Consider the following 15,256-nt stretch of genomic DNA (forward strand, 5'->3'; position numbering starts at 1 on the left):
CTCCTTTGGATACGAGAATTTGGCTAAATGGTGTGGTCTGGTTGTTTTACGTCATATAAATGCCTGCCAGAATGAGTCCTGCAAATGTAAGGATCATGATACCGTTAAGGATTGTACCGATAATGGGAAATACCTTTTTACGATTTTTAAGCACAAGACCGATGACTCCGAGAATAAGACCGGCCAGATTTAGAACAAGGCAAACCAGGATAAACAAGGATGCCATCAATACAGCTGGATGCAAAGCAATTTCCTCAACCTGCACAGGCTGTGTTATCGTCCCAAGGGCACTGCTAAGTGCTATGGTGGCGAGGAAGAAGGTCATAATAAAACCCAAGAGGGCTACCAGTCCAATGACAAAACTTGCGATACCCGGACCTGAATGTTTCGTTTTGTTCAGTACGGGATCTGTTGGATCTGCCGGATTGGTCGTAAAAGGATCATTACTGCCGGCTTGTTCATACGTATTTTGATGTTCCATTAATATCTTTTCCCTCCCTACTCGTTATTGATTGTTATTAACCTCATTTAAGCATGGTGATTCTCCTGATGGTTACAGGAGTACAGACCCTTTTACTTTTCCACAACTACCGATAAAAATCAAGGTTTCTCTTTACTTTATGCCCCATCAGACCAACCTTTCGATCCACATCTCAACGCCATATGTATGGAAGCTCATAACATCCCACTGAACTGGTAAACAGCTCAGAGATTCGCTAAAATAAACATTAGTGTGACATGACATAAGGGGAGAGAAGTGAAATGCAACGAGTATGGATGACAGTTGGAGCCGTGATGACAATGCTGTCTGTAGCGATTGGTGCGTTCGGTGCCCATATGCTTAAGGAAAAAATCGGCGCAGATGCGATTGCCGTATATGAAACCGGAGTGCAGTATCACATGATTCATGCCCTGGCCCTGTTGATTGTTGGGTTAACAGCTGGTCAACTTGGGATGTCCTCCAAGCTAAAATGGGCAGCGCGTCTGTTGTTTATCGGTATTATTGTGTTCTCCGGCAGCTTGTATGTACTTAGTATTACGGGCATCAAAGTTTTAGGTGCCATTACACCTATTGGTGGAATTGCTTTTATTGCTGGATGGCTGTTATTTGCCTTAGATGTGTGGCAACGAGGGAAAGAGCGCTCCTAACTAGGGTGTGACTACCCAACTGGTCAATTGTCCGTGAGAAGTCAGGAATCAGCTTACATGAGAATGGAAAAAGCAACTTACGGGAATAATGTGAAATTTCCACGTAAGCTGCTTTTTTGGTTTGCGTTCGTAATGGATCTACAAAAACTCGTCAATTTCATTCGTACGGAAGGTGTAGACCTGTTTTTCATCTACATGGTAGACACTTACAATGCTGTTATCCCGATCAAAATTCAAAATGCGGCATGGAATACTCTGATGTTTGCCGTTCTTGTTGTTGACCACAATTCGTGTAAGCCGGTTTTCCTTAATGAGGGTATCAATCCATTCATCAAAGGAATTTCCCAGAGAAGAATTGGCCGACTCTGGTGCAGCTGCATTCTGAGAAGAAACCGTTTCCTTTTGGTCTTGTGGTTTTGCCGAGTTTGATGAATTTGTTGATTGATTCGATGGAGCTGTTTTCAGTCCGCTCAATTGAGATTTTTTCCGTTCGTGGTGAAGGGAGGTGATCGAATCTTTCCTGGACTGGATCGTTGCTTCAATAATCTTGCCAAGCTCTAAGCCAGACTGAATGCGAAAGTCCGCAATTTGTTCCTCTTTGTTCATGAGCTCCAACAGGGACTGTAGCGCCAAGGCATTCGAGCGGCTTTTGATAAGAATGTCGACATTAAATAAAAAGCCAACTTCTTCTCCGTTGGATAAGGTTTCCTTCATTCATCCCAGCCCCGTTTGTAGATATGTCAGTCGATAAATACGCTTCAATTCACTATATCATTAATGTGGCAATAATCATAGTACTAGAGAAGCAGAAAATAACAAGCAGCACTACGGTGCTGATACAGTTTTTATTGGGCTAGATACATATTCTGCATCTATTTAATTTTATGGGATGTGGAGAGAAATTTAGTATGAATCACAAAGGATCCAATTTTAATTTAAAGTGACCTTTTTAAGCCTTTTAGTTTGTTTTCCGCAGGTGTCCACACCGAGACTCGGAATGGGGCATACAATTATCCTGACCTGCGGGAATAGGAGGTGGATCGTGAGATTATGGTGAGCATGGAGCCGATTGTAGTTGGAGAGCATGTGCTGGTTGGGGTGGAAGTGAAGTTACCCAAAACGACGTTACTGACAATCAACACATCCAAAGGATATATCATGTGTGGAGCACTTGATGTCGGATTACTTAACGAAAAGCTTGGGGATCGCAAGATTATTGCAGCTCGAGCGGTTGGGGTGAGAACACTGGATCAGCTGCTGCACGCGCCGATGGAGTCCGTCACAACCGAAGCGGAAGCGATGGGCATAACGGTTGGTATGACAGGTGTAGAGGCATTGCTGAAGATGATCTGATTCGGGACAACGTACGATGAAATGAAGAGAGCAGCTGAGGTAGCTTCGGAACAGTGCTGATGCGACTGGGCTGAACTCTGCAATGGTTTTATAAGAAAAAGTAAAAGGGCCCCCCTTACGGGCCCTTTTTTATGTGCAGCATCTAAGTCAGATGCTATTTTATACTTCTTCTTTGGCAAACAAGGCTGCTAGGTTTTCTTTGAACGGAGCACGAACGACACCTTTTTCCGTAATGATTGCAGTTACATACTCATTAGGCGTTACATCAAATGCAGGGTTAAATACTTTCACCCCTTGCGGTGCTGTACGTTTGCCAAAGCCTTCGGTTACTTCCTCGGCAGAACGCTCCTCGATCGGGATGAGATCTCCGGAAGGTGTGGACAAGTCAATGGTGGACAGCGGGCTGGCTACATAAAACGGAATATTGTGCGCTTTGGCAAGCACCGCTACGCTGTATGTTCCGATTTTGTTCGCCACATCACCATTTGCCGCGACGCGGTCTGTACCAACGATAACGGCTTGTATCCATCCTTTGGACATCACCATACCTGCCATATTGTCACACAGAAGGGTAACATCGATCCCCGCCTGCTGCAGTTCAAATGCGGTAAGCCGCGCGCCTTGAAGAACAGGACGTGTTTCGTCTGCAAATACTTTAAGTTGAATGCCACGTTCCTGAGCGAGATACATTGGCGCGGTTGCCGTGCCGTATTTGGCTGTGGCAAGTCCACCAGCGTTGCAGTGCGTAAGCACACCCATACCATCTTCGAAGAGTGGAAGGGCATGTTCTCCGATCATCCGGCAAACCTCTTCATCTTCTTTTTGAATCAGGAGAGCTTCTGCTTCGAGTGCAGCATTGCTATCTTCAATGCTTGTTCCAGCTTCAGCCAGATCACTTGCCTTTTGCATCATTCGATCGAGTGCCCAGAACAGATTCACCGCTGTTGGGCGTGAAGTGGCCAGATGGGCACAAGTGGACTTTACATGATCAAGCCAGCCTTGAATGAAAAGTCCATCGTAAGCTTTAGCCCCCAATACGACACCGAATGCAGCAGCGATTCCAATAGCTGGAGCACCGCGGACTTTCATGGAGTGAATGGCTTCCCACACTTCTTCAGGCGTGTACAGCTTAAGCATCAGAATGGTTTCGGGCAGAAGGCGTTGATCAAGCATTTCAAGCTTGTCCTGTTTCCAATTGAGGGAGGACAGAGGCTGATGTTCAGGGGTTGTCATGGATGTTCCTCCGTTCCTAAGTTTAAACTTTAATTGAGGAGATGGCTGTGGACACAAGGTCCAGCACTTCACCAATGGTATTCAGTCGGCGATTGTTCTTGATTAACGTTTTACCAATAGCAAGTGCTTTGCGCTGAGCATGTTCACGTTCTGTAGCATCCTGAATTGTATCAATATCTGCCACGTGGGCAAGGCCGACAATGCGGCGTACCATTTTCGCACCCGCGAAGCCAATGGAATCTCTGAACAATTGTTGTACATAAAGGTCTTGATATCCCGGGGCTTTCGCCATTGGATCAACGAGATCAGATTCCCATAATGCACGGAAGCGGGTCTCAAATTCATTCCATACATCACGAACCATATCAAGCAACAGCGTTTCGCGGTCACGCAGTGCATTTTCATCCTGAATCCAGCCTGGCAGAGAAGCATAGTTCAAAAGCAGGTTGGCGAGTACAGCACCCACGTCGAATCCCATCGGACCATAGTAGGCAAACTCGGGATCAATAACTTTGGTCGATTCTGGTGTGACAAAAATACTTCCCGTATGAAGGTCACCATGAAGCAGAGCTTGTCCATGTGTGAGGAATTTTTCCCGAAGCAAGGCCACTTCCAGATGTAATGCTCCGTCTGTGCGAAGGGCTTCAGCCTCGTCCTCGATGGAAGGTTCATAATTGTTTTTCTCAGCGATCCGGTATGGTTCGTCAAAGATCAGATCTTCCGTGATTTTACACTGATCGGGATTCACGAATCGACCCTGCTTTTCCTTCTTCAACTGTTGATTCATACCGAGATCGGATGTGAAGAAAAGCGTTCTTGCCATGAATTCTCCAATATGCTGTGCGAAGAGAGGGTATGTGACACCTTCAATGAGGCCTTTGCGCATAATTACATGATCACTGAGATCTTCCATAACCGTCAATGCGAGATCATCATCATAGTGGTACACTTCTGGTACCATCCCCGGGCAGAGACGATACTCTTCCTGGAGAATTTCGCGTTCAATCCGGGCACGAACCAGGGACAGAGGCCAAGATTTGCCAACGACTTTCGCATAAGGAAGGGCCTGTTTGATAATGATACTTTTATCGGAGTTCTGATCCGTGATATGGAAAACCAAATTCAGATTACCGTCTCCGATCTCACGGCATTCCAGATTTGCATCTGCCGTAAATGGACCCGGTAAGGTTTTGGCCAGTTCGATTGCTTCTTGGGGGGTTAACGGGTGATATTGAGACAAGGATGCCACCTCCATATATATGAAGAAACAGGAAAACCCACTTCTTTGCTTGGTATAAGTCAGTATATCGGAATTAACCCGTTTTTTGTACCCTTTTTTTAAGGCCAGCCCTATTGGACTTGTTTCGAAGCCAGTGTGCCAGGGTAAAAACAAATAGGCCGGACGGTTCACAAATTACTGCCTACAAGGCCAGCCGCTATGCAGCGGTGACGAACTGTTTAACTCTCTGTTATGTAAGGCAGATTCATCTGTCAACTCTACATAATAGACTAATTTTATAATAAAGGATGGGATTCACATGGCTACAAAAAACAAAACAGATCAAGCGAAATCAGTTGAACAAGTACTTAATCGTCAGGTTGCTAACCTGAACGTCCTGTATGTCAAAATTCATAACTATCACTGGTATGTAAAAGGACCAAACTTTTTCACGCTGCATGTGAAATTTGAAGAGTTCTATAATGAAGTTACTGTACAAATGGATGAAATCGCTGAGCGTATTCTTACCCTTAAAGGCAGCCCTGCAGCTACTATGAAAGAGTACCTGGAGCTCTCTTCCATCCAGGAAGCTGCAGGTGGCGAAGATGCAAAAACAATGGTGCAAAACCTGATCGAGGACTTTGCTACGCTGTCCAATGAGTACCAGGAAGGTATCGAAGTAGCAGAAGCTGCAGAAGATCAACCGACATCCGACATGCTGACCGGTTTCAAAGCCGATCTGGAGAAACACATGTGGATGCTGCGTTCCTTCTTGGGTTAAGCCACAACATAGAGCCGTGTAATAAAGTTAATGTCTTCTATAAAGGAGCACTTCCCAAACCCTTGATCTTAAGCTGTTGTCAGGAACAGACAAAGCGTCTATACTGCTGACAAGACAGATTTCGGGAGGAGATCCGCATGTTAGGCACAACGATACCGGCATTAAAAGAGTGGGCTTCCGCAATTAAAGCGCTGGAAAACGGTCACCAGATTCTGGTGATGCGCAAAGGCGGTATTGTGGAGGAAACCAGACATTTTGAGCTGAAAAGTCCAGCATTTTATCTGTATCCGACTTATGAACATCAGCGTAAAGAACTGATTAAGTCCTCAGATCGTTCGTATGTTGAAGAATCATTGGCCGAATGGGTGCCCGAAGCTTCGACAATCCGCATCACTGCATATGCCGAAGTGATACAGGATTTGGAGATCAGAGATCAGGAGATGCTGGATCGACTTCATGACTTTCATATATGGACATCGGATTTTGCCGAAGACCGCTTGAAGTGGAAACGGAAAGATCCGTTACATGTATTGATACTCCGTGTGTACCGTTTGAATGAACCGATGGAAATACCGGTGCTGCCCGAATATAATGGGTGCCGTTCCTGGATTTCCATTCCGAATGGTCCGGTGCCGCGCGAAATGACGCCGGTGGTGGATGTTGCGGATTTTGACGAACAGGTACAGAAGATTAACGATATGCTCAAAATATAAAATGAAATAAGGAAGGGCTTGTCCAGATTATGGATAAGCCCTTTTTGGCTGACTAACACGGAATGAAATAATGAATTACAGTGATTTTTCTCACTGTGAGTTGGAAGAAATAACGGTTTCTCATTTGATTCAAACCCGCTTTTATTATAGAATCAGGTAGAATCATGTTTCCTGAGATGACAAGTGTTCTCGGAAATGACTTGATAATCAATGAGAATCAGTTTAGAATTATTCTAAAGTGATTATTGCTTTGGAAATTGCGGTACTTGTAGAAATTCAGGGGAAGCCCTGTTCAGATATTTAATAGGCGCTTTTTCGTTTTCGACAGCAAACATCAATTTAATCAATGGAGGGAAACAATACACATGGCTACGAATTTCGTCATTGAAGGTCTGAAAGCGACGATCGAAGGTAAAGAAATCCTGAAAGGCATTAACCTGGAAATGAAAGGTGGAGAAATCCACGCAATCATGGGTCCGAACGGAACAGGTAAATCCACATTGGCATCGGCTCTGATGGGTCACCCTAAATATGAAGTAACTGACGGTACAGTAACCCTTGATGGTGAAGATGTACTGGACATGGCAGTAGATGAGCGTGCGCGTGCAGGTCTATTCCTGGCTATGCAATATCCGAGTGAAATCGCAGGCGTAACGAACTCCGACTTCCTGCGCAGTGCAATTAACGCACGCCGCGGCGAAGGTAACGAGATCTCCTTGATCAAGTTCATTCGTCAAATGGAAGGAAAAATGAAAGAACTCGACATGAATCCAGAGTTTGCACACCGTTACCTGAACGAAGGTTTCTCCGGTGGTGAGAAAAAACGTAACGAGATTCTGCAAATGATGCTGCTTGATCCAAAAATCGTAGTTCTTGATGAGATCGACTCCGGTCTGGATATCGACGCTCTGAAAATTGTAGCAAATGGTGTAAATGCAATGAAGAGCGAAGAGCGTGGATTCCTTATCATCACTCACTATCAGCGTTTGTTGAATTACATCACACCTGATTATGTGCACGTTATGATGCAAGGTCGTATCGTGAAATCCGGCGGACCTGAACTGGCTCACCGTCTGGAAGCAGAAGGATATGACTGGGTTAAGGAAGAGCTGGGAATCACGGATGAAACTGTAGGCCAAGAAGCGTAAAGACAAAACGGAGGAGGATAATCAATGACTACACAAACAATTCTTCCGGTTGAATCTGAAGCGCTTCGCGCCCTGTCGGAAAGTAACAACGAACCCGGCTGGTTGACCGAGCAGCGGCTTGAAGCCCTTAAGCTTGCAAGTGGTCTTGCGCTTCCGAAACTGGAAAAACAAAAAATCGAACGCTGGAATGTCAGCGAATATGGCACATATAAAGCAAGTGAAGCTATTTCTTCTCTGGAAGAAGTACCTGCTTCAATTAAAGATCTCGTTCAGGATCAAGCTGAAGGCAGTCTGGTTATCCAGCGCAATTCCGGTACAGTATACTCTAAGGTATCTGCTGATCTGGCAGCCAAAGGCGTTATTTTCACGGATCTGGCTACTGCGGTTCGCGAACATGCTGATCTGGTAAAACCTTACCTAAACACAGCTGTGAAGGCAGATGAGCATTCCCTTGCTGCTCTGCATGCGGCTCTCTGGAACGGTGGAGTATTCCTCTATGTTCCTAAAAATGTGGAAATTGAAGTACCGCTTCAAGCTGTTTTGCTCACAGATGATGCAACTGCTACATTTGCACCTCATGTCCTCGTTGTTGCTGAAGCGAACAGCTCTGTAACTTACGTTGACAACTATGTTTCCGGCGAACTGTCCGCACCTGTTTTCCATAACGGTGTCGTGGAAGTCTTCGTAAAATCCGGTGCAAAAGTACGTTTCGCGTCTGTTCATCAGCTGTCTACGAATGTTACTGATGTTTCCTTCCGCCGTGCAGTGGTCGAGAACGATGGAACAATCGAGTGGATCGTTGGTGAAATGAACAACGGCGATACAGCCAGCAACACGATGTCCGTGCTGAAAGGCAATGGCTCCAGCTCGGATTCAAAAGTCATCGCTGTTGGTTCCGGATCCCAAAAAATCAACTACACTACAGAAGCTCGTCACTTCGGTAAAAACACGCCGAGCCAGATGATTACTCGCGCAGTTATGCGTGAAGAAGCTTCTGCCATCATCAACGGAATCACGAAGATTGAGAAAGGTGCAACCAAAGCGGACGGTCAGCAAACAGAGAAAGTACTGATGCTGAGCCCGAAAGCACGCGGAGATGCCAACCCAATCCTTCTGATCGACGAGGACGATGTTACAGCAGGTCACGCGGCTTCCGTAGGTCAAGTCAATGCTGAACAGATCCATTACTTGATGTCTCGCGGGATTAACCGTACGGATGCTGAACGTCTGATTATCTACGGCTTCCTGGCTCCGGTGGTGGCGGATATTCCTCTGGAAGCACTGCGTACCCAATTGCAGTCTCTTATTGAACGGAAATTGGGACAATGAACCCGTCCATCCGCGAGCAGTTCCCGATCCTCCACCAGGAAATTAACGGACACCCGCTCGTATATTTAGATAACGCAGCGACTTCCCAGAAGCCGCTGTCCGTTATCAATGCGATTAAGCATTATTATGAATTTGAGAACTCCAATGTGCATCGCGGTGTGCATACACTTGGAAGCCGGGCTACGGATGCCTATGAAGGTGCACGCGAGAAGGTTGCCAAGTTTATCAATGCACGGCGTACACAGGAGATCATTTTCACCCGTGGGACCACAACAGCACTCAATTTGGTGGCTTCGTCCTACGGCCGGTCTGTCTGCAAAGAAGGCGACGAGATCGTTATCACACCGATGGAACATCACAGCAACCTGATTCCTTGGCAGCAGGTTGCCAAGGAGACAGGTGCAACATTGAAATACATTCCGCTTCAGCCGGATGGCAATATCGATTTGGCAGATGTGGAAAAGACGATTACGAACAAAACAAAAATTGTAGCAATCGCATATGTATCCAATGTCATGGGTGTCATTCATCCGGTAAAACAAATTGCTGAAATTGCACACCGCAATGGCGCTGTCATCGTTGTTGATGGCGCACAGAGCACTCCGCATATGAAGGTGGACGTACAGGATCTCGACTGTGATTTCTATGCACTGTCTGGTCACAAAATGTGCGGACCAACCGGAATCGGTGCACTTTACGGCAAAAAGGCGCTGCTGGAGTCCATGGAACCGGTTGAGTTCGGCGGTGAAATGATTGATGATGTTGGTCTCTATGAATCCAATTGGAAAGAGCTTCCGTGGAAATTCGAAGGCGGAACCCCTATTATCGCAGGTGCGGTAGGTTTGGGTGCAGCCATCGATTTTCTGGAGCAGATTGGCATGGATGAGATTGCCCATCATGAAAGTGTATTGGCAGCTTATGCAACAGAGCGTATGGCAGAGATTGACGGGCTGACCATCTATGGCCCAGCGAAGCGTCATGTTGGTGTGGTCACCTTCAACCTGGGGGATGTACATCCACATGATGTGGCAACTGTACTGGATGCGAGTGGTGTAGCCATTCGTGCTGGACACCACTGCTGCCAGCCGCTTATGCGCTGGCTGCAAGTCAGCTCAACAGCTCGTGCCAGCTTCTATCTATATAACAATGAACAAGATGTGGACCGGCTTGTCAGCGCCTTAATTCAGACAAAGGAGTATTTTGGCGATGCAACTTGATGATCTGTACCGGCGTGTCATAATGGACCACTACAAAAACCCGCGTAATCGCGGAACATTTGATAATGACGCTGTCACGGTGAATTTGAACAATCCTACGTGCGGCGACCGGATTTCATTGCAGCTTTTACTGAAAGACGGAATCGTCCAGGAAGCCAAGTATACGGGAGAAGGCTGTTCCATCAGCATGTCGTCGGCATCCATGATGACCGATGCTGTCAAAGGCAAATCGATGGAACAGGCACTCGATCTGGCTGACCGTTTTTCCTCACTGATGAAAGGGGAAGAAGTCGATTTCGACGATTATGAAGATCTCGAAGCCCTATCCGGTGTGAACAAGTTCCCTGCACGCATCAAATGTGCCACTCTGGCCTGGAATGCATTACGCAAAGGGATTGACGAAGAGGACAATGTACAATAACGATAGGGAGGTAGAGCAAGATGGCTAAAAAAGCACCAGAAATGGAAGAGTATAAATATGGTTTTCGCGATGAGCACAAATCCATCTTTCAAACCGGTAAAGGTCTGACTGCAGAAGTCGTTACCGAAATTTCCCGGATTAAAAACGAACCGGAGTGGATGCTCGAGTTCCGCTTGAAAGCTCTGAAACAGTTCGAGAAAATGCCAATGCCAAAATGGGGCGGAGATCTCGATGAGCTGGATTTCAACGATATCCAGTACTATGTTCGTCCTTCTGAAAAACAAGGTAAAACATGGGAAGAGGTTCCTTCCGAAATCAAGGAAACCTTTGATAAACTGGGTATTCCTGAAGCAGAACAAAAGTTCCTTGCAGGTGTATCCGCTCAGTACGAATCTGAGGTTGTATACCACAACATGCAAAAAGAACTAGAAGACCAAGGCGTAATCTTCATGGATACCGATACGGCTCTTAGAGAGCACCCGGAAATCCTTCGTGAATACTTCGCTACAGTAATTCCGCCAGCGGACAACAAATTTGCAGCACTGAACAGTGCCGTATGGTCTGGAGGAAGCTTCATCTACGTGCCTAAAGGCGTTAAATGTGAAGTGCCTCTGCAAGCTTATTTCCGGATTAACTCCGAGAATATGGGACAATTCGAGCGTACGCTTATCATTGCTGACGAAGACAGCTTCGTTCACTATGTTGAAGGCTGTACAGCTCCAATTTACAGCACGAACTCACTCCACAGTGCCGTGGTTGAGATCATCTGTAAGAAAAATGCCCGTGTTCGTTACACTACGATTCAAAACTGGGCACCAAACATCTACAACCTGGTAACCAAACGTGCAGTTGCTGAAGAGAACGCAACAATGGAATGGGTTGATGGTAACATCGGATCCAAACTGACAATGAAATATCCAGCCGTTGTACTGAAAGGCCGTGGAGCAAAAGGTTCCGTACTTTCCATCGCTGTAGCTGGTAAAAATCAGCATCAGGATGCAGGTGCGAAAATGATCCACTTGGCTCCGGACACGACTTCTACAATTGTATCCAAGTCCATCAGTAAGCATGGTGGTAAAGTAACCTACCGTGGTCTGGCTTCCTTTGGTCGTCAAGCAGAAGGTGCCAAGTCCAATATCAAATGTGATACGCTCATCCTGGATAATGAGTCCACATCGGATACAATTCCTTACAATGAAATCATGAATGACAACATTATGCTGGAGCATGAAGCTACGGTATCGAAAGTATCTGAGGACCAACTCTTCTATCTGATGAGCCGTGGTCTGACCGAAGCTGAAGCAACACAAATGATCATCATGGGCTTCATTGAGCCGTTTACTAAGGAATTGCCAATGGAATATGCGGTAGAAATGAACAGATTGATCAAATTCGAAATGGAAGGCAGCATTGGTTAATTGCTGCATGCATAAGGACCGAGGGATTTCCTCCGGTCCTTATTTTTTTTACACGAAAATAATCCGATTGATATGAAAAAACGGACTTGTATGGCAGAAAACCGGATGGTTGAATTGCTGTTTTTCGCATAAAATAGGTTCAACAGCACAAGCGATTTCATAGATTGCTGCATCTATTGATAGAAAAGGATGGTGAATCTATGAGCTTCAATCCTTTTATAGGATATCGCATTACGAGTTCGTTTGGTTATCGCATCCATCCAATTCATGGTGGACAGACCTTCCATCGGGGAATTGACCTCGTCACAGAACCTTGGAATGGCCCTGTATACGCCTTTATGGAAGGGACCGTACGATTTGCTGCTGAAGGAGCTACGGGCTCCGGATTCGGCGGTTATGGGCTTACAGTTGCTGTACAGGATCATCGTGGGTGTCTGCATTGTTACGCCCATCTGTCGCAAATTGCGGTTAGCGTAGGTCAGCGGGTGAAGCGTGGTCAACTCTTGGGCAACCAAGGGAGTACGGGTCAGAGTACAGGACCCCATGTCCATTACGAAATTCGTAAAACAAGTACCCCTTCTTACGGGTATACAGCCAGTGTGGATGGAGTGGTTGAGCCAGAGGCATATCTGCAATCGGAATTCGGTTCCACATCTGAAGAGCAGGAGGCTCTGCCGATGACAAGTGAAGAGAAGAAAGCTTTTGAAGCGATGGAAAAGACACTGGAAGCTCAGGCGTCCTGGATCGCGCAGCAGAAGAATCTATCCAATATGCCCTGTCCGTCTTGGGCAGCTGACGCGTATCATTACTATCGTTCTTATATCCTGACGGATACAGGCAGTTACGACTTCTGGAGACTACTGGTTATTATGTATCGCAAGGAAAAAGGAATTCAAGTATCGTCCGATTCGGGAAAACAATAAGGGTCAGTGTGCTGATTACGATGATTCGTATTGAAGCAGGCGAAAAACCATTTATGGAATATTGCCATTTCGCCCGGTTCGCTTACCCTGCAAGATCATATGTTAGGGTATACCTGATAAAGAGGAGGCAATCACATGAGCGAAGTAGGATATGGTTGTGGTGGCAATGTTGGCGGCGTAGGTGGATACAACCCATTCACATCGGTAGGCGCAATCTTGGTATTGTTCATTCTGTTGGTTATCATCACTAAAGCATTCTGCGTGTAATATGCGTATCAAACCTGAATAAAGCAAAAGGGAAACCGAAAATTCGGTTTCCCTTTTTACTTTTTATAAAATAAGTTCCTGTAGTGTAATTCTTCGTAATCATTCATTTTTCTAGGTGATGCTACGAAACCATAGAGCTATTGAATATAAATTTCGACGATGGCGATATCTCTTTCTTTCGCTAAATCAATAAAGGCTGTGGATGTCTGAACAAGCGGACGGAAATAGTCTGCAGGGTTATTCATGACGATGATGCCCGTTTCCCCCGAGGTGAGCAGTACCCTTTTGCCTATAAAATTAGGCAGCATATGTTTGATAAGCTCCTGGGTAGCTTCTCCATTTAGTTGGCCAAAGCTCAGGCTGTACAGCTCGCACAGCACGGAGATTAACTCCTGCTTGGTCTGATATACCCGGTTGGTCGTCATGGCGCTGTAAACGTCAGCTACGGCCGTAATACGGGCATACGGATGAATATCGTTCCCTTTCAGTCCATGAGGATAGCCGCTTCCGTCTTCCCGCTCATGATGCTGAAGGGCGACCGTAGCCAAAATCTCATCCTGCGTGGACTCATTAACAATCTCATATCCGTATAACGTATGTTTCTTCATTTCTTCGAATTCTTCCGGGGTTAGTTTTCCCGGTTTATGTAGCATTTCAGGAGAAATTTTGGATTTTCCAATATCATGCAGATAACCTGCTTTTGCTACTGTCAGGCATTCTTCAGGATTGTAGCCCATCCAGCCAGCAATATAAAACGCGAGCATTCCCACTTGCAATGAATGGTTGTAGGTATAATCATTATCGCCGTCAAGCATAAGTAGAAGGGAAACGACATCCTTCTGTTTCTCCAGTTGAGTTGTCAGGTTAATCAGAATTTCATCGACCTGAGCTTCGTCAATAAACCCTTTCTCCATCGCTTGCTGAAACAGAGATTCGGTACCTTTGATCGTATCGTCAAACAAGGTAGTTAACAGACGGGTCTGATCGGAAGGCATGGTTTGCGTATCAGAGTGTAGGTTGGATGTTGTATGTTCTACATCTGCGTAATCGATTCCATGTTGCAGCAATTTGGTAATATCGTCTTCGCTGAGTAAGGAACCTTTCATCAGCATGTGGAGACCTGAACTGTTGTATACATCATTTTTTAACAGATCACCAGGTTTAAGATCAGTAACATGCACTCTCACGTATAAACCACCTTTTCCTCGACTTATATCGACATATATGCTTATAATAACAAGAAAAAAATGGGTTGACAACGACTTATTTACTAATTTAATTAGCCTTGCAAGAGGTGGAATGACTATTTATAAATTGCCCAAGGGGTTCCAGGGTCCCAGTTGATGCCCCTTCCACTCGGAACCATCGTCCCATATTTCCTTTTTCCAGATCGGGACCGTTTGTTTCAGTCTCTCGATAGCGTAGCGACTGGCGTCATAACAATCACTGCGGTGAGGCGAGGAGACGGCAATAATGACACTAATCTCTGCAACGTCAACCTGACCGATCCGGTGGCTGATTGCACATCTGACACCTGGCCAGCGCTCGGAGATTTCACTTCCGATGTTAGCCATCTGAGAAAGCGCCATCGGTACATAAGCTTCATATTCCAGATGGACCGTTCGTTGTTCCCCGGTCATTTCACGAGTAGTACCCACAAAAGTCAGTGCTGCCCCGTGGTTTGCGGTAATAACCAGAGCTGTTGTTGCTTCCACAGACAAGGGGGACTTCGTAATCATAAACATACCGTCCGGAGTACGATGTTCGGAGAGTGAAGACCTATGATCATCCTCGGACCCTTCAGTACCGTCACCTCCTGAAACGGGGGGAATTAAGGCAAGCTCATCTTCGGGCTTAATCATTGTATCGGCTGGAGCGTACTGCTGGTTTACCGCCAGAAAGGATGTTCGAATCTGTGATGCGGCCTCTGGATAGGCGAGTGCCAGGCTTTCTTTGAGAAGAGCTGCAGTCAAAGGACTTTCCGTATATTCATATTCAAGCAGGGACGTGCCCAGACGTTCAGCAATACCTGCAAACAGTTGTATGGTTAATATCATGCTTATGCGTCACCTCTTTTTTATCTCT

General features: G+C 45.9%; 17 protein-coding genes. 11 read left to right on the forward strand and 6 right to left on the reverse strand.

Going from position 1 to position 15,256, the window contains the following annotated elements:
• Positions 1–46: 46 nt before the first annotated feature.
• On the reverse strand, positions 47–481 hold the full coding sequence (locus MHB82_RS09335; protein ID WP_341174516.1) for a hypothetical protein: 435 nt from the start codon (positions 479–481) through the stop codon (positions 47–49).
• A 281-nt stretch (positions 482–762) separates the two neighbouring features.
• On the opposite strand from MHB82_RS09335, the gene MHB82_RS09340 reads away from it, so the two are divergent.
• On the forward strand, positions 763–1,149 hold the full coding sequence (locus tag MHB82_RS09340) for a DUF423 domain-containing protein (RefSeq protein ID WP_110821058.1): 387 nt from the start codon (positions 763–765) through the stop codon (positions 1,147–1,149).
• Positions 1,150–1,287: 138 nt separating this feature from the next.
• On the opposite strand, the gene MHB82_RS09345 is transcribed toward MHB82_RS09340, so the two are convergent.
• Positions 1,288–1,863, reverse strand: coding sequence for a hypothetical protein (locus MHB82_RS09345; protein WP_095359045.1), 576 nt, complete (start codon positions 1,861–1,863; stop codon positions 1,288–1,290).
• A gap of 336 nt (positions 1,864–2,199) precedes the next feature.
• On the opposite strand from MHB82_RS09345, the gene MHB82_RS09350 reads away from it, so the two are divergent.
• Positions 2,200–2,502, forward strand: coding sequence for a YunC family protein (locus tag MHB82_RS09350; RefSeq protein ID WP_095359044.1), 303 nt, complete (start codon positions 2,200–2,202; stop codon positions 2,500–2,502).
• A 159-nt stretch (positions 2,503–2,661) separates the two neighbouring features.
• On the opposite strand, the gene mtnA is transcribed toward MHB82_RS09350, so the two are convergent.
• Positions 2,662–3,735 (reverse strand): S-methyl-5-thioribose-1-phosphate isomerase, encoded by a 1,074-nt coding sequence (gene mtnA, locus MHB82_RS09355; RefSeq protein ID WP_095359043.1) that lies wholly within the window; start codon positions 3,733–3,735, stop codon positions 2,662–2,664.
• Positions 3,736–3,757: 22 nt separating this feature from the next.
• Positions 3,758–4,975: an S-methyl-5-thioribose kinase gene (gene mtnK / locus MHB82_RS09360; RefSeq protein ID WP_341174517.1), complete on the reverse strand. Its 1,218-nt coding sequence runs from the start codon at positions 4,973–4,975 to the stop codon at positions 3,758–3,760.
• A 298-nt stretch (positions 4,976–5,273) separates the two neighbouring features.
• On the opposite strand from mtnK, the gene MHB82_RS09365 reads away from it, so the two are divergent.
• The 9 genes from MHB82_RS09365 (at position 5,274) to MHB82_RS09405 (ending at position 13,171) form a co-directional block, all read left to right on the forward strand.
• Complete coding sequence (locus MHB82_RS09365) at positions 5,274–5,735, forward strand: Dps family protein (RefSeq protein WP_095359041.1); 462 nt, start codon at positions 5,274–5,276, stop codon at positions 5,733–5,735.
• 137 nt (positions 5,736–5,872) lie between these two features.
• Positions 5,873–6,448, forward strand: a complete 576-nt coding sequence (locus tag MHB82_RS09370) for a DUF1802 family protein (RefSeq protein WP_341174518.1) — start codon at positions 5,873–5,875, stop codon at positions 6,446–6,448.
• Between the two features lie 365 nt (positions 6,449–6,813).
• Positions 6,814–7,596 (forward strand): Fe-S cluster assembly ATPase SufC, encoded by a 783-nt coding sequence (sufC, locus tag MHB82_RS09375; protein WP_095359039.1) that lies wholly within the window; start codon positions 6,814–6,816, stop codon positions 7,594–7,596.
• A 24-nt stretch (positions 7,597–7,620) separates the two neighbouring features.
• Positions 7,621–8,925, forward strand: a complete 1,305-nt coding sequence (gene sufD, locus MHB82_RS09380) for a Fe-S cluster assembly protein SufD (protein ID WP_095359038.1) — start codon at positions 7,621–7,623, stop codon at positions 8,923–8,925.
• A complete protein-coding gene (locus MHB82_RS09385) occupies positions 8,922–10,142 on the forward strand; it encodes a SufS family cysteine desulfurase (RefSeq protein ID WP_183521222.1) in 1,221 nt (406 codons plus the stop codon). The genes sufD and MHB82_RS09385 overlap by 4 nt, the downstream gene beginning before the upstream one ends.
• Positions 10,132–10,563 (forward strand): Fe-S cluster assembly sulfur transfer protein SufU, encoded by a 432-nt coding sequence (gene sufU / locus MHB82_RS09390; RefSeq protein WP_095359036.1) that lies wholly within the window; start codon positions 10,132–10,134, stop codon positions 10,561–10,563. Before MHB82_RS09385 ends, sufU begins: the two co-directional genes overlap by 11 nt.
• Before the next feature lie 20 nt (positions 10,564–10,583).
• Positions 10,584–11,981 carry a Fe-S cluster assembly protein SufB gene (sufB, locus tag MHB82_RS09395; protein WP_095288223.1) on the forward strand — a complete coding sequence of 466 codons (1,398 nt, stop codon included), beginning with the start codon at positions 10,584–10,586 and terminating at the stop codon, positions 11,979–11,981.
• 200 nt (positions 11,982–12,181) lie between these two features.
• Complete coding sequence (locus tag MHB82_RS09400) at positions 12,182–12,904, forward strand: M23 family metallopeptidase (protein WP_341174519.1); 723 nt, start codon at positions 12,182–12,184, stop codon at positions 12,902–12,904.
• 135 nt (positions 12,905–13,039) lie between these two features.
• Positions 13,040–13,171: a YjcZ family sporulation protein gene (locus MHB82_RS09405; RefSeq protein WP_212676985.1), complete on the forward strand. Its 132-nt coding sequence runs from the start codon at positions 13,040–13,042 to the stop codon at positions 13,169–13,171.
• A gap of 137 nt (positions 13,172–13,308) precedes the next feature.
• Here the strand turns inward: MHB82_RS09405 and MHB82_RS09410 are convergent, their stop codons facing one another.
• A complete protein-coding gene (locus MHB82_RS09410; RefSeq protein WP_341174520.1) occupies positions 13,309–14,358 on the reverse strand; it encodes an HD-GYP domain-containing protein in 1,050 nt (349 codons plus the stop codon).
• A gap of 120 nt (positions 14,359–14,478) precedes the next feature.
• Positions 14,479–15,228 (reverse strand): molybdenum cofactor biosynthesis protein, encoded by a 750-nt coding sequence (locus tag MHB82_RS09415; protein ID WP_341174521.1) that lies wholly within the window; start codon positions 15,226–15,228, stop codon positions 14,479–14,481.
• Positions 15,229–15,256 lie beyond the last annotated feature (28 nt).

Origin of the sequence: Paenibacillus sp. FSL K6-2862, assembly GCF_038005125.1 — a bacterium.
Lineage (GTDB): Bacteria > Bacillota > Bacilli > Paenibacillales > Paenibacillaceae > Paenibacillus > Paenibacillus illinoisensis_A.